14 protein-coding genes are annotated in these 17,514 nt (G+C 54.3%); 5 read left to right on the top strand and 9 right to left on the bottom strand.

Features of this window, described 5'->3' with window-relative positions; translation table 11 throughout:
* Position 1: 1 nt before the first annotated feature.
* Together MKJ04_RS07370 and pfkA are read right to left on the bottom strand one after the other, a co-directional pair.
* The gene (locus MKJ04_RS07370) at positions 2-5,056 is read right to left on the bottom strand and encodes a translocation/assembly module TamB (RefSeq protein WP_241640945.1); all 5,055 of its coding nucleotides are present in this window, start codon (positions 5,054-5,056) and stop codon (positions 2-4) included.
* A gap of 254 nt (positions 5,057-5,310) precedes the next feature.
* Entirely contained in the window at positions 5,311-6,282 is a 972-nt protein-coding gene (gene pfkA / locus MKJ04_RS07365) for a 6-phosphofructokinase (RefSeq protein ID WP_241640944.1), read from the bottom strand.
* A 373-nt stretch (positions 6,283-6,655) separates the two neighbouring features.
* Here pfkA and MKJ04_RS07360 point away from each other — a divergent pair, with 373 nt between their 5' ends.
* Together MKJ04_RS07360 and MKJ04_RS07355 are read left to right on the top strand one after the other, a co-directional pair.
* On the top strand, positions 6,656-7,018 hold the full coding sequence (locus MKJ04_RS07360) for a TerB family tellurite resistance protein (RefSeq protein WP_241640943.1): 363 nt from the start codon (positions 6,656-6,658) through the stop codon (positions 7,016-7,018).
* Positions 7,019-7,021: 3 nt separating this feature from the next.
* Positions 7,022-7,369, top strand: coding sequence for a hypothetical protein (locus tag MKJ04_RS07355; RefSeq protein WP_241640942.1), 348 nt, complete (start codon positions 7,022-7,024; stop codon positions 7,367-7,369).
* 537 nt (positions 7,370-7,906) lie between these two features.
* Here MKJ04_RS07355 and MKJ04_RS07350 read toward each other — a convergent pair.
* The 6 genes from MKJ04_RS07350 to MKJ04_RS07325 all read right to left on the bottom strand — a co-directional run bounded on the left by MKJ04_RS07350 (position 7,907) and on the right by MKJ04_RS07325 (position 14,924).
* On the bottom strand, positions 7,907-8,533 hold the full coding sequence (locus MKJ04_RS07350; RefSeq protein WP_241640941.1) for a hypothetical protein: 627 nt from the start codon (positions 8,531-8,533) through the stop codon (positions 7,907-7,909).
* Between the two features lie 49 nt (positions 8,534-8,582).
* The gene (locus MKJ04_RS07345; RefSeq protein ID WP_241640940.1) at positions 8,583-10,340 is read right to left on the bottom strand and encodes an SLC13 family permease; all 1,758 of its coding nucleotides are present in this window, start codon (positions 10,338-10,340) and stop codon (positions 8,583-8,585) included.
* Between the two features lie 180 nt (positions 10,341-10,520).
* Positions 10,521-11,714 carry an aspartate aminotransferase family protein gene (locus MKJ04_RS07340; RefSeq protein WP_241640939.1) on the bottom strand — a complete coding sequence of 398 codons (1,194 nt, stop codon included), beginning with the start codon at positions 11,712-11,714 and terminating at the stop codon, positions 10,521-10,523.
* 87 nt (positions 11,715-11,801) lie between these two features.
* The gene (locus tag MKJ04_RS07335) at positions 11,802-12,830 is read right to left on the bottom strand and encodes a tetratricopeptide repeat protein (RefSeq protein WP_241640938.1); all 1,029 of its coding nucleotides are present in this window, start codon (positions 12,828-12,830) and stop codon (positions 11,802-11,804) included.
* Between the two features lie 293 nt (positions 12,831-13,123).
* On the bottom strand, positions 13,124-14,107 hold the full coding sequence (locus MKJ04_RS07330; RefSeq protein ID WP_241640937.1) for an aldo/keto reductase: 984 nt from the start codon (positions 14,105-14,107) through the stop codon (positions 13,124-13,126).
* Between the two features lie 85 nt (positions 14,108-14,192).
* Positions 14,193-14,924, bottom strand: a complete 732-nt coding sequence (locus MKJ04_RS07325) for a diphthine--ammonia ligase (protein WP_241640936.1) — start codon at positions 14,922-14,924, stop codon at positions 14,193-14,195.
* Between the two features lie 306 nt (positions 14,925-15,230).
* Between MKJ04_RS07325 and MKJ04_RS07320 the strand changes: the two genes are divergently transcribed.
* Positions 15,231-15,419, top strand: a complete 189-nt coding sequence (locus tag MKJ04_RS07320; protein WP_241640935.1) for a hypothetical protein — start codon at positions 15,231-15,233, stop codon at positions 15,417-15,419.
* 59 nt (positions 15,420-15,478) lie between these two features.
* On the opposite strand, the gene MKJ04_RS07315 is transcribed toward MKJ04_RS07320, so the two are convergent.
* Positions 15,479-16,558: an MBL fold metallo-hydrolase gene (locus MKJ04_RS07315; protein ID WP_241640934.1), complete on the bottom strand. Its 1,080-nt coding sequence runs from the start codon at positions 16,556-16,558 to the stop codon at positions 15,479-15,481.
* 340 nt (positions 16,559-16,898) lie between these two features.
* Between MKJ04_RS07315 and MKJ04_RS07310 the strand changes: the two genes are divergently transcribed.
* Both MKJ04_RS07310 and MKJ04_RS07305 read left to right on the top strand, forming a co-directional pair.
* Positions 16,899-17,129 (top strand): hypothetical protein, encoded by a 231-nt coding sequence (locus MKJ04_RS07310; protein ID WP_241640933.1) that lies wholly within the window; start codon positions 16,899-16,901, stop codon positions 17,127-17,129.
* A 72-nt stretch (positions 17,130-17,201) separates the two neighbouring features.
* Positions 17,202-17,471 carry a hypothetical protein gene (locus MKJ04_RS07305; RefSeq protein ID WP_241640932.1) on the top strand — a complete coding sequence of 90 codons (270 nt, stop codon included), beginning with the start codon at positions 17,202-17,204 and terminating at the stop codon, positions 17,469-17,471.
* Positions 17,472-17,514 lie beyond the last annotated feature (43 nt).

Here is a 17,514-nt window from a genome sequence, read left to right as displayed (position 1 = left end):
ATTATTGGTTGCTGTTTTGTGTTCTTAGTTTTTCACTTTCCTCCTTGCGTCTTTCGGCCTCGCGGGCGATACGGCTTTCCATGTCGCGGAACAGGTCGGAGAAGTTGTTGTAGTCGCGCACAAATATGAGCGATGCGCCTGTGGCCCGCACATCGCCGCCTTCCAGCACGCCCTCATATTGGTTGCGTTGGAAGCCTTTCACGCGCAGGCGGCCGTCTTCTGTCAGAGAGTACTCTACGGAGATATCGCCGCCGAAGCCGCTCATGGTGTTGCTTTGGCCGCCGCCCTGGTTTCCGCCCTCCAGCCCGATGTCTGTACCCACGCGCACGGTCAGGCGGTCGTTGAGGAACTGCTGGCGCAGGGCCACGTTCAGGTCCGTGCGGTTTTGGCCAGAGCCCGAGGAATAGTCCTGATAGGAGTCCACGCCCAGCTCCAAACCCAGCCCGCCGGCGTAACGGTTGGTGAGTTGGTTCAGCTGGTCCGACATCACCTGGCTCAGGCTGTTTCGTGCCGAGGCCTCAAAGCCACCCCCGCCCGAACTGCTGAGCGGGTCAGGTGCCAGAAAGCGCTGGAGCACAAGCAAGGCAAACACCTGCTTGTTCAGCTCCGACTCGTCTTGGCGCAGGTTGCCCAGACTGGCCACTACCTGCGACGGCACCTTACCCTGCTCATCCTCTGGCAGCTGAATGTCAAAACTGATTTCCGGCGTGAGGATATCCCCATCCACATTTACGAATACATTAAACGGCACCTGGTTGCGGAGCACAGAAGGAAGCTCTCCCCCCATTTGCGAGGCCACCAGTTCCATCGGCGCTGCCTCTACGGTATAAATGGCCTTGATGCTCATGTTAGCCTGCAGGGGGTCGCCGGTCCAGTTGATGTAACTGCCCTCAGCAATATCAAGCTCACGCGAGGCCAGGTCGTAAAAATCCATGCTATACTTTCCTTCGGAAATCGTGTAGCGCCCGGTCATGTTGATCTCGCCGCTCGGCCGGACACCGATCACCAACGGGTCTGCGGTGCCGCGCACCACCAGGTTGTCGCCCGTAATTGGGTCGATCACGATGGTGATCGGCACCTGGTCTGTTACCCGGATCCTGGCCCGCATATCAACTCCCACAAAACCTGCGGTCTGGGCTGAGTCGGCCTCTTCCTGGCTCCCGATAATCGCGGTGAGGGATTCGTTAAGGTTGACAAATTCCACGGTGCCGTCGCGCTCGGCTGCGCCCGCCTCGTCTGCAGGTATAACGGCAGTGAAGTTGGAGTTATCCAGCACGCTTACATCAACATCCACCACGGGCTCCACCATGTCGCCTGTGATGCTGGCATCGGCATTCACGTAGAGGGTTCCGTAAAACAGATCGTTGTCCTGCGCCGTGGAGTTGAGGGCCAGGAACCGGTCCGCATTCACTTTCAGGTCGAAGGTATACTCCAGGTAATTCTGCGTCAGGATGTTGCCGTTCACCGTCAGGTCGTTGCCGATGGAGTCGGTCATTGTAAAGTTCGGGAAGCTGATGCCGGACGTGTTAAAGTCGATGCGTTCGTCCTGGAGGCGGTACAGTGAGCCAAGCATGGTAATCCTGAACTGCGCCTGATTGAAGTTCAGTTGGCCTATGATGTCAGGGTCATCGAGAGTGCCCGTGATGCGGAACTTTCCGGTTGCCCGGCCGTCCATATCCTCTACCATACCCGCCGTAAAGCCCTGCAGTGCTTTCAGGTTCAGGCTGCCGATGTTGGCATCCAAATTCAGGAGCGTGGCATTGGGCTGTGTCTCCACGAATCCGTTGATCAGCATCTGGTTGCCATTGTCTGTCAGGCGGGCTTCGATGTTGTAGCGGTTGCCTGGCGCACTGCTGGCAATCAGGGCGATATCGCCAAGAGGCGTGCCCTCATAGGCGAAGTCCGCCACTGTCAGGTCTGAGGTAAAGGCAGGGGCATCGCTCATAATATCGCGCAGCGTTGCCTCCCCGTCGATGACTCCGGCAATCAGGCTGTCCTGCTGCTGGAAGGTCTGCATGATATAGCCGATGTCGAAATTGCTGAAGGTCACTTGCAGTGGAGCATTCGGAGCCACGGGGCCAATGCTGTTGAGGGCCAGCGACATGTCGTTCCGCTGTAGCTTGATGTTGTTGGCGTAGAGTAAGTTTGTGTCAAATTGCAGGTAGTTGTCCTGCGGTACCGTCCACTGGTCGCCGTTTATCACGAGTTGTTCGGGGTTAAACGCGAAGCGGTAGCCACGGCCCAGGCTGTTGAGCAAGCCGCCAATCACAAACCGCTCTTTTTGCGTAGTATCTCCGGCCACGGCCAGCCGAACGGTCAGGTCATTGTCGCGGGCTGCACCGTCCAGCGAGACGTTGTTTGCCTGCAGCGAAGGCGAAACAAGGCGGCGCAAGTTCAGGCTATACCCCAGTTGCTCCTTGTTTCCGCTCACCTTCAGGTCCAGGCCACTCAGTTTGTAATCGGTATACACGATGCTGTTCACGGTGCCGTCTACCACCAGCTGTTTTGTGTTTCCGTTGAAGGAGCCGGTGATCGGGTTGTCGATCTGAAGCTGGGTGAGGCCCGGCACGAAAGAACTGATAAGCAGCGTCTTCTTGAGCTGCATGGAGAATGTGAAATCCTGGAGGTTTGTATTGGCAGGGTATGGCACGTCGGGTTGCAGGTCGAGGTAGTTAGAGAAATGCTTCTGCAAAGCAGTCGGGAACGTGGCCAACGAGTTCGCAAAACGCAACCTGGCATCGGCTAAATCCGAGTTCAGGTCCAGTTCGGCCATTTCTCCGGACTGCAGCAGCTTGAGTTGCAAGGTGTCGATCGGGTAGGTTACCTCTTTGTGGCGCACCACCAGTCTCTGCCCATTCATCGTACCACTCAGCGTGTTGGCGTCTGCCCCTGTAAAACGCCCTTCCAATTGCCCCTGCACGGCAAGAGGGTCCGGGTAGAAGTTGAGCGCCTGCAGGTCTGCGCCCTGCAGGTCCAGGTTAAAGGTATAAGCGGGCTGCTGCGTGTCGCGCAGGTTAAAGTTTCCGGTCAGGTCAAAAGCAAGGTTCTCATCCTTGGCCGTGGCTTTCACGTCATACACATTCCTGTCGATGCTGGCGCGCAGGTCGATGTCGTTGTAGGTATACTTGTTGTAGTCGAAGCGCTGCACCTGCGCCTGTATGTTTGCTCGCATGGTTTCCGGTGTCAGGCCGGTGCCGCTGGCCTTTGCCACGAGCGCCACTTTGCCCAGGCCCAGGCTGTCGGTGAACAGTTGCTGCAGGTCGAACCCGCCAGACTTCACGGTAGCGTTAAAGCTCTCGTTGGCCCCCATGTCCACCACGGCGTTCAGGTTTCCGAACGAGGTGCGCAGATCTGCGGTGGCGTCAAAGGCGGTCAGGCTTCCGGTATAGTTGCCCGTCATGCTAAGCTGGGGCGGCACCCTGAAGTCCGGTGGAATGGTGCCAGCCGGCGAGAGGGCCAGTATATCGGTGCGGGTGGTCGCAAACCGGTTTATATCCAGATCAAGATACAGGTTATCGGGGTCCATACCGTTTCGCACCGTTCCACTGACATCCACGTTGGTGCCTTGCAGGCCTTTTAGCTGCAGGGTGCGCACTTGCACGTTGTCCAGCTTGCCCTCAGCGCGGGCCGTCACGTTTACGGTGGAGTTGGCAATACTTTTAAAGGACGGGTTCTGCGTGAGATCGGGAACAAAATACAGCACGTCCTGCATACCGATGTAACTGTTGTTGATATCAATATCGAGCCCGACCTGCTCCGGGTTTTCGGTCAGGGCGTCGATGGAAGGGTAGGTCAGGGCGATGCCGTTCTGCAGTTGGCTGTTGCCTGTTTTGAGGTCGAGGTTGCGGAGACTGGCGCTGGTGGAGTCAAAGGCAATCAGGGCTTTGAAGTTCTCCAGCCGGAAACCGCTTCTCTCCTGCAGCGTCAGCTGGTTCAGCCCCATCCTGGTTTGGTTCAGGCTATACTTAATGTCCTGCGCCTGCATGTTAATCTCTTTAAAGAGCAGGTGGTCGTAATCCATACCCTTGGGCTGTGCCGCAGCGTTGAAGTTGTCGAACGCGACTGCCAGTTGGGCCACGTCCAGTTCGCCCAGCGTCACCACCCAGTCCATGGGCTGGCCAGCCGTCTCCTCCACAGATTTGTCCAGGTTCTCCACAGTCCGGGCCGGGTTCACGGCCAGGGAGTCCACGGGCTTGAACTTATCCTGCACGTACTTCAGGTTGGTGTCATGGAGCATAAAGCTCGCCAGGTCCACGCGTGCCGCTTTCAGGTCAATGTTGTCAGAAACTACTTCTGCCTCGCCCAGTTCCAGTTCGATGCGCTGATCTGCGGGGCGGCTGAGGTATTTCACGCGAATGTTTTCCAGGGCCAGGCGGTTCAGCCCAAAGTCCATGTCGAGGGGTTCTGTGGCGGCAGTGTCTGGCGGCGGCAGTTTTGTCTGCTCGTAATTCACCCAGGTGTTGGCCAGCTTTATCTCGTCTATCAGGTAGCGCTGCTTGTCCAGGTCCATCTCGTCCATGGTGGTGGTGAGTTGGCCCACGCGCGTTTTAATAAAATTACCGCCTGCCTCATCCTGAAACACAACATACACATTATCGAAGTTGATGATGCCCAGTGAGATGGGCATAGACGCGGCGGTGTCAGCTGGTTGGGCGGCAACAGCGGCCGTGTCGGTGGCAAATGCGGCCATGATAAAATCAAAGTTGGAAGTGCTGTCCTCCCGGATGTGCAGCTTGAGGGTGGCGTTGTCGAGGTCTACCTTGCTGATGTTCACCTCTCCGCTTATCAGCGAGAGTATGGCCATGTCCACGCCGAGGCGCTCGCTATACCAGAGGGTGTCCTGCTGCTGATCCTCCACATAGACGCCCTTTAGCACGAGGGTATTGCGCCAGTCGGTGGTGAATCCCCCGATATCCACGCGGGTACCCAGGGTGTTCTCCAGGTAATCCGCGCCTTTCTGTGCCAGGAATGTCTGTACCCGCTGAAACTGCAGGGCAATGATAATAAGTATGAGAAGTCCGACTATGATCGCTAGCGGCCATAGGATGACTTTCAAGATGAGACGTGCTGTATGACTTGTAGAATTGATAGCAGTGCAACTTTAGTTCGCTCTGCTTTTACGCAAATACCCTGAGATAGATAGGATGTTTTGAAATGATTAAGTAAAATCAAAAATCAGGAGTATTTTCTTGCCAGCATGTGGCAGAAAAGGGAGATAGTATTGTTTTATTTTATACTCCTGGGCCATTAAGCCACAGAAGTATAAAATTTAAGAGAAGGGTAAAGGAGAGCCTTGTCTCGGACAGAGTATCAGCTGGAAAGGATGTTCACCATATTGATAAACTCCGGGTTGATCGGCTTGTCTTTGGTAATGGTATCGATGAAAGGGGTATAGATCAGCTCGGAGTTTATGATGCCGGCCATCTCGTTCTGGCGCCCGGCCAGCAGTCCTTCCACGCAGGCGATACCAAGTTGGCTTGCCAGCATGCGGTCTGCCGCAGTGGGAGAACCGCCGCGCTGCACGTGGCCGAGTATGGTTACGCGCGCATCCATGTGGGGCAATGCCTCCTGCACTTTGCTGGCAACCTCGGTGGCGCTGCCTTCTTCGTCCCCCTCCGCTATGATCACGATGAAGGATGTCTTGGAGCGGCTCCAGCCGGTGCGCAGGGTGTCCACCACGTAGTCGATGCTGGTGTCTGTCTCCGGGATCATCACGATTTCGGCCCCGCCGCCAATGGCGCAGGGTATGGCAATGTAGCCCGAGTCGCGGCCCATCACCTCGATAAAGAACACGCGGTCGTGGCTGTCCGCCGTGTCCCTGATCTTGTCGATGGCGTCGAGGGCCGTGTTCACGGCCGTGTCGTAGCCGATGGTATAGTCCGTGCCGTACAAGTCGTTGTCGATGGTGCCGGGCGCGCCGATGGTCGGGATGCCATACTCCTCAAAGAAGATGTTGGCCCCGGTGAAGGTACCGTCCCCGCCAATGGCTACCAGGCCTTCGATGCCTAGGTTCTTGAGCTGGTCGTAAGCCGCCTTGCGTCCTTCTTTCGTCATGAACTCCTTGCTGCGGGCCGACCGCAGGATCGTGCCGCCTTTCTGGATGATGTTACTTACAGAGTAAGACTCTAGTTTAGAGATCTCCCCTTTTATCATGCCGTTGTAGCCGCGTCTGATTCCGTATACTTCTATACCATGATATACAGCAGTTCTGACAATTGCTCTGATACAGGCGTTCATGCCTGGAGCATCACCGCCGGAAGTGAATACGCCAATTTTTTTCATGGAGGAGTGATGTGTTAGGTTTAAATTTTTACTGTTGTTTTTCAAGCGTGTCGTTGTTAATTTACGCTTAGTGAGGGAGGTTTATTTTTTGCTGGAGCAATGCTTTGCGCGGCCTTTTAAAAAAAGCCCCAAAAGCACGACCTTAAAAACAGAAAATCGTATGCAATAGCGAATCACAGCTCTTTACTTCTTGCGGTACGCATTACAATTGTCCTTACACGGTGCGCATAAGATCGCAATTTAGCATAAAGTAAAGTTTTAGCACAATAACAGGCGAATTAAATAATCTATAATTTATTGGCAGCATATGTTCGGTTTTTTTGAGAGCGAAGAAACAAAGAGGCTAAAGAGCCACATTACTAACTTGGGCGCGTTGGCTAAAATCGACGGGCACCTGGACCCAACGGAAATGAATTACATCGTTTCGATTGGCAAAAGGTATGGCATGAAGGCAGCCGATGTGCGGAACCTGGTCTCGAATTCGGCCAACGTAGAGCCGCAGCTCCCTGCCAACGACTCGGAGCGCTTCGACCAAATTTACGACCTGGTGGAGATGATGCTGGCTGACGGCATCGTGGATGAGAACGAGATGGACTTCTGTATCAACATGGCGGCCCGGCTCGGTTTCAAGAAGACAATTGTAGGGGTGCTGGTGCGTAAAATTTCGATGGGCGTGAAGGACGGCCTGAGCCGCGACAACATCAAGCAGGAAGCGCAGTCGTTCCTGAACTACTAACCTATGACACAGAACACCCGGTACTACAGCCTGTGCCTGTTAATGCTGCATGCCGCGTTGCTCATGTTCCTGAGTTTCTATTTCCTGGCTCGGGAAGAATACCTCATGCATACCATGCGCCACAGGCTGCCATTGCAGTTCCTGATTCGCTTTGGCGCTTTTTGGTTCGTCAGTTTGCTGTTTACACTTTCCTTCTTTATGTTCTACACGCACCGCTACAAGGTGCAACTCCCGCTCGCTCGCTATTACACAGTGTTTACGGGTAGGCTGGCTTTTGGAGCCGGCATACTGATACTGTTCTTTGTGGCGCTGTACGTCGTTTTTTTACGGGACGGGCTCTATTTCTATTAACTAAAAGCAGTAGCGGCGTATCGTCAACTTAGTGCCATTCAGGCATCAGGTTCCTAATCAACTTAACAAAACGCCTGTTTACCGGGTGGGTATAAGGGGATATAAACGGTATGACCCTAATATTAAGGCATTCGTAACAAGGGTTCAATCCGCCTCGCACCGACATAAAGGTATAGATAGGGTCGTTATACTTACTGACCTACATAACGTGAACCTGTTAATCGCTATACGTTAACCTGCTTTCAAATAAGTTTTCTGGTTTGTATAAATAATTTAGCTAAATCAGGGCAAAATGATTCCCAGTTTTTCCGGGAGGCACCGGGGGTAGGGGCCCTCTATTTGTATCTTTCCGGTGCCACGTCAGTGGCAGCCGTTAGGCAGAAAATGTATACAGTGCCGAGCGGGAAAACGCGCCCCAGCTTAAGAAGGGCCCCTACCCCAGGCGTGGAGCGCAAAGCAAGCTATAAAAAAACGGGATTCGAGTTTTGAAATAACCGCTATATTCCCGAGGTCACGTTATATACTTTGTAAAAAAGGCTACTCCACACGGCTGAATGTGCCAAATGTGCCGTTGTCGTATAGGTAGACGGTGTCGTTTCCCTCAATTCCAATTCCAATCGCTTTGTAAGGGGCCTCCGTTTCAGTCATTGTCTGCTCGTTCCGCAGTTTTTCCCCTTCTTCTACAGCATAGAGGTAATACATGCTCTTTAGTTTCCCCCGGTCATTGAACAGGATATCCTGCTTTAGTTTCTGTAAGGTATAGATGCCTTCCTGGCGCTGGAGCGCAGCCACAATAATAAGCTGGTCGTTTTGGCTGAGTTGCAGCGCCACGTCCTGGCGGGTATCCCCGTCAAAGTCGCCGCGCACGATCATGGGGCCCTGCTCGTGGTTTTCAGCCTGTTCCTTCGCTTCGCTGGTCAGCTCCGGTTGTGCCCAGCCGGTGTATTGCTGTGTAAGCAATCCCATCACTTCTGGCGGAAGGGGCAGGGTAGGATTCGTTTCGTTCTCGTCAGTCTGCAAGGCATCCTTGCGTGTGTCCACAATAGAGTCCAGCGCTTCGTCGGTCGGGCTGAGTGTAACCTGCTCTTCCGTCACTTCTTCGTTTTTGGGACCACAGGAAAAGGCGGCGCAGGCCAGGGCAAGGAGGTATAGCTTGTTTTTCATTTTATGGTATGAGTTCGTCCCTTATACTACTGCAATGCAGGTATAGCGGTTACAAAGGCCAGAACACAGGCACCAGTAGCAGGATCACGACAATGAGCAGTATGGTGAGCGGCGTGCCGATCTGGATAAAGTCTCTGAACTTATACTTGCCGGGGCTATATACCAGGATACAGGCAGGCTCAAAGGGCGTGACCAGCGACACGGAGGCCGCCAGCATGATGGCAATGGCGAAAGCCCTTGGGTCGGCGCCAAGCTCTACGGCAGCCCGCAGAGCGACGGGGGCCACCACCAGCGCCGCCGCCGCGTTCGACATGGGCTGCGTGAGCAACACTGTCAGGATAACGAAGCCAGCCAATACAGCCATTTTGCCCATCGGCCCCAAAAAGTCGACGATGCCCTGCGCCAGAAAGTCGGCTGCGCCCGAGTTTTCCATGGCGGTGCCGAAGGCCGTCATGCCCCCGATCAGGATCAACAGGCGAAAATCGATGGCTGCGTATGCTTTGTTGGAGCTGATGCAGCGAAAGAGAATCGTGCAGATGGCGGCCAGCAGAAAGGCGATGGAAAGCGGCAACAGCTTGAGTGTGCCCAGCAGGATGGCCACCACAAAGCAGCTGATGGCGATAATGCCTTTCCGCTTTTTGAACAGGACCGGCTCAAACTCGCCGAGCAGGGCCACATTGCTGGAGTTGCGTAGCTGGTTCAGCCTTTCTGAGGAGCCCTGCACCAGCAGCAGGTCACCGAGTTGCAGGCGGATGCTGCCGATTTTGGTTCGCAGCGTCTCGCCGTGTCTGGAGATCGCGATCACCACCAAGCCATACCGCTGCAGGAAGTTAGCCTCCTTCACCGTCTTGTTGATCAGGTCCGACTGCCGCACCACCATCATCTCCGCCAGCCGGATGACATCGGTCTGCAGGTCTTTCTTCAGGATGACATCAGCCATGATCTGGATGCCCTTGGTTTCCTTCACTTTCATCAGGTTGTCCAGGTCGCCTTCCACCAGCAGCACATCATTTGCCATGATACGGGTTCGGAAATCGGGCAGGAAGTTATCCTTTCCCTGGATAATGTTCAGGATCCGGAAGTTGAGGGAGGTCAGGTCGGAGGCGAAAACCAGCTGTCCCACCAAAGGCGAATCGGGCAGCACCACAATCTCGGTCAGGTATTTCTGCAGTTTATACTCCTCAGTCAGTTCTTGGTCGTCGCGGTTGGGCAGCAGGCGCTGCCCGATCGTCATCATATACACCAGGCCCACAGCGAAAATGGCAAAGCCGATACCGGAAATCTCGAAGAGCCCAATCGGGGCGAGGCCGGTTTTGGCGATATACCCGCTCACGGCCACGTTGGTGGAGGTGCCGATGAGTGTGCAGGTGCCACCCAGGATCGCGGCAAAAGCGAGCGGCATCAGCAGTTTAGACGCGCTGGTGTTGATGCGCTTCGACAAGCCAACCAGCGGCGTCACAAACATGGCCGTGACGGTGGTGTTGTTCATGAACGCCGAGACAATGCCTGTTACCACCATCACGACAAAAAGCATGAGGTGCGAGCTTCTGTGCGCCAGCCGGACAAGGCTGACCACGGCAAAATCGAGAATGCCGGTTTCCTGCAACGCGGCACTCAGTATAAAGATGGAGGCGATGATGATGATGAAGTCGCTGCTGAGTCCGGCAAAGGCTTCTTCGGCAGTGATGATGCGCGTGCTGGCCAGTATGATGAGCATGAGCAGCGTGACAATTTCGATCGAGAGTTTCTCTGTCGCAAAAAGTACCACTGCAATCACCAGCAGTGTCAGCACAAGGGCTATTTCCATAAAAGTCCAGATTTAGCAACCCTTTGGCTCAAGTGCAGCTTCGGGCTTTTACGTACAAGTGGCGCAGACGGATGGATCAATTGTTGGAAAAATAGTGCTGTATACCACCAGTCAGTTAGGCGCCCTGTATGAGGGAAGCAGGTTCATGCTCCGCTGACGGAAAGAAACAGCCTACCGGATTCAGCTGCCCACCGCCTCGTCAATCGAACGCAGGATAATGGCGCAGGCTTCTTTTATCTCCTCCTCCGTGATCACAAGGGGCGGCGCAATGCGCATGGAGTTGTCGCAGAACAGGAACCAGTCGGTCAGCACGCCGTTTTCGATGGCCCGGTCTATCACGGCCTTCAGCACCTCAAACGACTCGAACTCGGCCGCCATCAGCAGCCCTTGGTTCCGGATCTCCTTGATGCGCGGGTGCACGAGAAGCTGCCTGAAAAGAGCCGCTTTTTCGTGCACTCCTGCCGTCAGGTTTTCTTCCTGTATCACCTGCAGCGTGGCCAGCGAGGCAGCACAACTTACCGGATGCCCCCCAAAGGTGGTGCAGTGGCCCAGTATCGGTTCGGTTTTGAAGGCAGCCATGATTTCCTGCGGCGCGATGAAGGCACCGATCGGCATGCCGCCCCCCATACCCTTGGCGCATACCAGAATATCGGGCACAATCCCAAACTGTTCAAACGCCCAGAACGTGCCCGTGCGGCCGAAGCCGCATTGAATTTCGTCGAGGATCAGCAGCGTTCCGGTTTCCGTGCAGCGGGCGCGCAGCTGTTGCAGGTAGTCATTCTCTGGTACCCGCACCCCGCCTTCGCCCTGCACCGTCTCGATCAGAACGGCAGCGGTGCGCGCGGTTATATGCTCCAGATCCTTTAGCGCGTTATACCGGATATGGCGCACATCCGGCAGCAAGGGCCGGAACGCGTTTTTAAAGCTTTCGCTCCCGTTCATGGAAAGGGCTCCCTGTGTGGAGCCGTGGTAGGCATTGAAGCAGGAAATGAGCTCTGTCCGTCCGGTATAGCGCTTGGCCAGCTTCAGGGCTCCCTCCACCGCCTCGGTGCCGGAATTCAGCAGATAGGTATTATTGAGTGATGGGGGCAGGGTGGTGCTGAGCGCGTGCGCCAATCGGGCCTGCGGGGCCTGCACGAACTCGCCGTATACCATCAGGTGCATGTACTTGTCGAGCTGCTCGTGTATGGCCTTGATCACGCGCGGGTGGCGGTGCCCCACGTTGCTCACCCCGATCCCCGAAATCAGGTCGAGGTAGCGCTGACCTTCCTGGCCATACATGTATACCCCTTCCGCTTTCTCAATCTCGATCATCAACGGAAAATCCGAAGTCTGCGCTACGTGCTGCAGGAACAGCTGTCTTTGTGAAACCATGGTGCAAAGGTAACAAGAATGGCCGAAAGAGACAGTGTGTGAAAGTTGACTGTCTCTTTGTGGGGTATGGCTACTGTGGGTTAAGGTTTACCTTTTGTAAGTTTTATACCAACTGGCGAGTTCATTTATCTTTTCAGGGTGCTTGGCTTCCCATTTCTTTGCGGCCTCGCTCTGGCCAATGTAGTAGCAGAATGCTTCCGTATTTCCCTGCGCATCCATGTCATGGAAGAAATCCACATAGTAGCTCCACCAGAAGCCTTGTTCTTCTTTCTTCAGCTCCTTTAAGATACTGAAAAAAGACGCTGTGTTATTGTAAAAGAGCTCCTCCTCTGATTTTCCCTTTTTTTCATCAGAAATATTGGTGGCCTGCATTGCCGAAAGCAGCAGGTCTGCCGCCGAAAAAGGGCTATTCTCCAACTGGTCGGGCCGTACCGTGAGATGTATGGTGTTTTCGCCACTTTTGGATACACCCTCATTTTGCATGCGCTGCATATCCTGAAAGGCGGTGGAGGCCCGTTCTGAATTCGGCTCTAGCAACAGGAAATTGTAATACGCCAGTAAACTCTGCACCCTATTGTGTTGCGCCTGCATGGTGTACGCCAAAAGAAGATGGCTGCTGGCGTGGCTGGGCCTGAGCTGTATCGCCTCTATCAAATTGTTCTGAGCCTCCCGATATGCTTCTTGATTATAAAGCGTCAGGCCGAGATTGTAATAAGCCATCTGGTAAGAGGGGTCCAGTTTAAGGGCTTTCCTATATGCTGTGATTGCTTCGGCAGATTTGCCTGTAATGTCCAGAGCGCTGCCTTTGTTGACCAGTGCCTGCGCCTTGATGGAGGGTGATGTATTTTTTGATTTAATCACCACATCACTATAGCGGATTGTGTTGGGCATATCCTGCAGGGCAAAGTAGGTCAGCGAGATTTCGTAATTGACTGTGGGGTTTTTCGCTTCGAGTTTGAGGGCTTGCGCATACTGCTCCAGCGCACCCTTATAATTCCCTGCATCATAAAGTGCGATGCCTTTTTGCAGCAGATCGTCAGTGGTAGTGGCCTGCCCGAAGGCGGCAAGGGTAAGTGAAACCGCCAGTAGGAGGGTGCCGATAAGGTGCTTGATCATGGAATGGGCTTTAGTTTGTTTGGTTGGGGATAACTCGTTGAAAGAAAGAGGCAGCTAATATAAAGAATTTTATATATAAAGCAGCCTGAGCTTTGCTTTCTTTCATTTTTAGCAATGGGTATAAACTGTTACCGCCATTAAGCACCGCCGTATAAAAATTAGCAGACGCTTTGTTGAAGCAGGTCAGGGCAGGGGTATGATTTCAGGGAAATGGAGCAAAATAAACGGCGGTATGGCAGCTCTCAGAAAGCTGCCATACCGCCGTTTTAAATGGATACAGGACTGGCTTGCCGTTAGACATTCACCATGCGCATTCCGTTTTCATCATAGCGATCGCCGTGGATGTCTTTCATCACGTTGCCAAGCTGTTGCAGATCATCCTGCGTCAGGTTCACGTTCACAGCGTCTATATTGGTGAGCAGGTGTTTCGCTTTGGTTGTGCCCGGAATCGGGAAGATGTCGTCGCCTTGGTGCAGCAGCCAGGCTAGCGCCAACTGCGATGAGGAGCAGCCTTTTTCCTGAGCGATCTGCTCCACTTTTTTCACCAGGTCCAGATTGTTCTGGAAATTGTCACCCATAAAGCGGGGGGAGTTGCGGCGGTAATCATCCTTGTCGAGGTCTTCGTAGCGCCTGATGCTGCCGGTCAGGAAGCCGCGCCCCAGCGGGCTGTAGGCCACGAAGCCGATACCCAGTGCGCGGCAGGTGGGCAGGGTCGTCTCCTCCACATCCTGGCTCCACAGTGAATACTCGCTTTGGATCGCGGTGATTGGGTGCACGGCATGCGCCTTTTTAATTGTATCGCCGGACGCTTCAGAAATGCCGACGTAGCGCACCTTGCCCTCTTTTACCAGCTCAGCCATCGCCCCGATGGTGTCTTCGATCGGCGTTTCCGGGTCCACGCGGTGAAGGTAGTAGAGGTCGATGGTGTCGCGACCCAATCGTTTCAGGCTTGCCTCGCAGGCTTTCTTTACATAGTCCGGCTTGCCGTTCACACCAACGCGACGCCCGGTGCCCGGCTCTCGCTCGAAACCGAACTTCGTGGCCAGCACCACCTTGTCCCATCTGTCGTGGAGTGCCTTGTGCAGGAGCTCCTCATTCTTACCGATGCCATACATATCGGCCGTGTCAATAAAGTTCACTCCTTTTTCGATGGCGGTATGCAGAGTTTTAATGGATTCCTGCTCATCGGGCTGGCCATAAAACTCTGACATGCCCATGGTGCCCAGGCCGATCGGGAACACGGTTAAATCACTTTGTCCTATTCTTCGCTGTTTCATGCTTGGTAGTTTTGTGCGTGTTAATTGGTCTTGAAGTGTTCTTTTACGAAAAACCGGAACGGAAGATCAGCGCTTGGCAAAAGGGCTACAGCGGCAGCAGGTCCCGGAACCAGAATGCGTTGTCGTAGACCGGTTTGTCATCCTGCTTAAAGCAGTTGTCGTCGGCGTCGGTGGCAGGGGTATAGGTGCGGCGAACGCTTTCACCGAGGGTATACCGGACTGGCTCCCGGAAAATAGGGCCATCGAACACGAAAGTATGAAACTCCCCGTTCTCCCCGGCAGGGTCCACGTTGGCGGGCAGGTCATGCAGAAAGTCCGCGTCGAACGGCCTTCCGGCGAAAGATGCGTCCAGCACACGCTCGTTTACACAGACCACCACCGCCCGAAATCCAAGGTCCAGAAACTCCAGCACAAGTTCGCCAGTGGGCCGGTTCCAAAGCGGGAACACCGCCTGCATCCCCACTTCAGCCAGTTGTGCTTCGCGGTACTGGCGCAGGTCCTCCAGGTTGATATCCCCGAAAATGGCATGGGTGATGCCTTGTTGTCGTTGCGCCCGCATGGTTTGGGCCATCAGCGCGTTGTAGGCTTCCATGCTTGCGTTCTCGGGCAGAAATACCTGCTGCAGCGGCAAACCGATCTGCAGGGCCTGTTGTTGCAGCAGCTCCTGGCGCACGCCGTGCATGCTCACGCGCTGGGTTTCGCCGCTCAAAGTCGTCAGCAATTTCTGCACACTGTAGGTGTCGGTCTGCAGCACGTGGTGCAGGCACAGGGCGGAGTCTTTTCCGCCACTCCAGTTAAACACGCTCGGGGTATTCATCGGCTTTTGGTCTTTGGGGTTTGAGCAAAATTAAAACATGGGTATAGAGACACAAGCAGCTACCGGTTAAAAGGTTTAAAGTTTGTGTGTATGTATAAACCGGGGGGAGGGTATACCCTGTTGCAGGCCCGCGTTGCTGACTGCGCACGGGCAAACACATACGCCGAAAACATACCCAAAGGGAGTACTTTGCCGGATCAAAAAATTGATGAAATATAGGAAGCAAAATTCGGGAACGGACGTAGAAAAAGCTGGAGCAAGCGCTCTTAACGATCATATGTTTTACCATTAGCAGAAGGAGGAATTATGCCACAAGGAGATAAGTCTGCTTACACCGATAAGCAGAAGCGACAAGCAAAACACATAGAAGACAGCTACGAAGACAAAGGCGTGAACCATGAGGAAGCTGAGAAACGCGCCTGGGCCACCGTGAACAAACAAGACGGCGGCGGCAAGAAGAGCGGTTCCGGAAGGGCCAACCACAAAGACAAGTAGCGGTCGAAAATCCGTAAACAGAAAGCGGCCCGGAGCATCAGTTCCGGGCCGCTTTCTGTTTACGGGTAATTGTTGGTATGCTCATTTGGGTCATCATGGTCCGGGTCAACGGTTGGGGGCAAGCCCGGGGCCACGCGGTTATGCGAGTATGGCCTGTTGCCTGAAATGTGCCCGGCGGAATCCTTCACCTTCCTGCGTTTGCGCATAGCCGTAAGGGCCAGACCCGCCAGGGCCAGGGCTCCGGCGGCGGCCAGTATTTTGGGCATGGAGGTGTCTACGGACGGTGGCACCGATATCACGCCGCGCTCGTCTGCCACGGCGGGGGCATGCACATAACGGCCTGTGCGCGGCACGGCCACTACCCAGAAATTCTTAACCAGGTCATCCAGTTGCCTTCTCAACTCGTCGCCCACCATGGGCATGCCGTGCCCGGCGGCGGCCACCTGCGGGTTCAGGTTCGAGAGAGTCTCCACGGAGTGGTGCGCGGCAGCCCAGTCAGAAGTTAAAAAAGTGGGTGGCCCGTGCACTTTCCGCTTCTCGGTAATCAGGGCGAAGGCTGAGGCTGCGTCGCGGGTGGCAAACGCATCGCCCAGCACCAGCACGCGGTCCTCTTCCCTGAAAAAGGAAACATGGCCGGGGGTATGGCCGGGAGTGTGCAGCCAGTGCCACCCCGCTAGCCCGGGCACCGAGCCATCGTCAGGCAGCAACTCGAGGTAGGGCTTTATGTCAATCGGCTGTTTAGGGTATGTGAAGGCCATGTAGGCCATGCCCCCACCGCCCACGCTCGCGTCGGGGGGAGGGTAGCTGGAGAGGCCGGTCAGGTATGGGAACTCCATCGGATGGGCATACACGGGCACATCCCAGTGCCGTGCCAGCTCTTTCACGTTGCCCGAATGGTCAAAATGGCCGTGGGTGAGCAGTATTGCCCTGGGCCGGGCACCCTCGCCAAACAGCGCAGCCGCGGCCCGCTTTATCTTCGCCGCAAAACCCGGCACGCCGGTATCCACCAGCACCCAGGATCCGTCGGGCTCCGCAATGAAAAACATGTTTACGAAGATCGTTTTCAGTCCCCAGATGCGGGGCGCCACCTCAAAAGTATCTCTTTTGCTGGCGTAGTGGTTGCTTTTAGTGGCCTCCATATACAAAGGTTGTAGTTTGAGAGTATAATCTGTGTTTAACGTACGGCGTCTGTACGAAAGCGGCTGCCAAAGTTTGCGCCGATCCCAAAACTTTGAAAAGTTTTGGGTGTTGTAGTTTTGAATCTGACATTTTATGCCTTTATTTAGGTAAGGCATGTTATTTGACAGGTGGTCATTAACCCGCTTAGCTCATGTTTGAATTTCTTTTTTGCAGTTAAAAAGTTGAGTTTTAAACGTGCTCTTAAATTTTGGGCGAACATGATTTCCTGTTTGGCAGGAATTATTTATCTTACTGGAAAGTTATTCTACTATGGTTAATTTATTTATACCCCCAAGCTACATGGCCGTTTATGCAAAGTGCGTAGACGCAACCATGCCCGCCTTTGACCCGGAAGAGTGGATAGAGGAAGGGAAGGTGTACCCTGTCAAGCATTTCACGGAGCCTCTCAACCAGGGCGAAGGATTTGCCGTCACCATTATCGACGAGGACGGGGTTGAGATTCACCCATCGTCATCGCACTGGAGCTTCGCGTCCACGCGCTTTGAACTCTACACCCTGCACCTGAACTAGGGGCAGGCAGGAAGAAAATGATCGTTCACGTATAAGGCTGCCCCGTGCAGCCTTTTTTTTGCCGCTGCAGCAATGGATATAACACGTGCACAAGCCTTTAACAAACTGCCCCCGCACGAGCAGGCCGAACTGGTCCTGACCCAGGGCTGCTATCTGCACCATCGCATCAAAGGGTGGTGCAAGATAGACCTCTACTGGATGCACGACTTTTACGTGGAGCTCTGGTTTCTCTACGACCTCAAAAGTATAGGCCTCGTTCGTGCGCTCACAGATTATACCCACCTCGAACCATACCTCGAAACAATCAAGCTCCAACTGGCGCGGCTGAATAAAAAACAGTAAGGAAGCTCTGTGCAATAGCCAGCAAAATCTACGCGGCTATTCT

It is taken from the genome of Pontibacter sp. E15-1 (assembly GCF_022601975.1).
GTDB lineage: Bacteria > Bacteroidota > Bacteroidia > Cytophagales > Hymenobacteraceae > Pontibacter.
Note: the sequence above shows the minus strand (reverse complement) of the source record. Positions and strands in the feature narration are given on the sequence as shown.

Coding starts and splice junctions, on each gene's coding strand:
- MKJ04_RS07320 (WP_241640935.1), top strand. CDS start 15,231: ATGCCACAAGGAGATAAGTCTGCTTACACCGATAAGCAGAAGCGACAA.
- MKJ04_RS07315 (WP_241640934.1), bottom strand. CDS start 16,558: ATGGAGGCCACTAAAAGCAACCACTACGCCAGCAAAAGAGATACTTTT.
- MKJ04_RS07330 (WP_241640937.1), bottom strand. CDS start 14,107: ATGAAACAGCGAAGAATAGGACAAAGTGATTTAACCGTGTTCCCGATC.
- MKJ04_RS07325 (WP_241640936.1), bottom strand. CDS start 14,924: ATGAATACCCCGAGCGTGTTTAACTGGAGTGGCGGAAAAGACTCCGCC.
- MKJ04_RS07345 (WP_241640940.1), bottom strand. CDS start 10,340: ATGGAAATAGCCCTTGTGCTGACACTGCTGGTGATTGCAGTGGTACTT.
- MKJ04_RS07335 (WP_241640938.1), bottom strand. CDS start 12,830: ATGATCAAGCACCTTATCGGCACCCTCCTACTGGCGGTTTCACTTACC.
- MKJ04_RS07340 (WP_241640939.1), bottom strand. CDS start 11,714: ATGGTTTCACAAAGACAGCTGTTCCTGCAGCACGTAGCGCAGACTTCG.
- MKJ04_RS07355 (WP_241640942.1), top strand. CDS start 7,022: ATGACACAGAACACCCGGTACTACAGCCTGTGCCTGTTAATGCTGCAT.
- MKJ04_RS07305 (WP_241640932.1), top strand. CDS start 17,202: ATGGATATAACACGTGCACAAGCCTTTAACAAACTGCCCCCGCACGAG.
- MKJ04_RS07310 (WP_241640933.1), top strand. CDS start 16,899: ATGGCCGTTTATGCAAAGTGCGTAGACGCAACCATGCCCGCCTTTGAC.
- MKJ04_RS07350 (WP_241640941.1), bottom strand. CDS start 8,533: ATGAAAAACAAGCTATACCTCCTTGCCCTGGCCTGCGCCGCCTTTTCC.
- pfkA (WP_241640944.1), bottom strand. CDS start 6,282: ATGAAAAAAATTGGCGTATTCACTTCCGGCGGTGATGCTCCAGGCATG.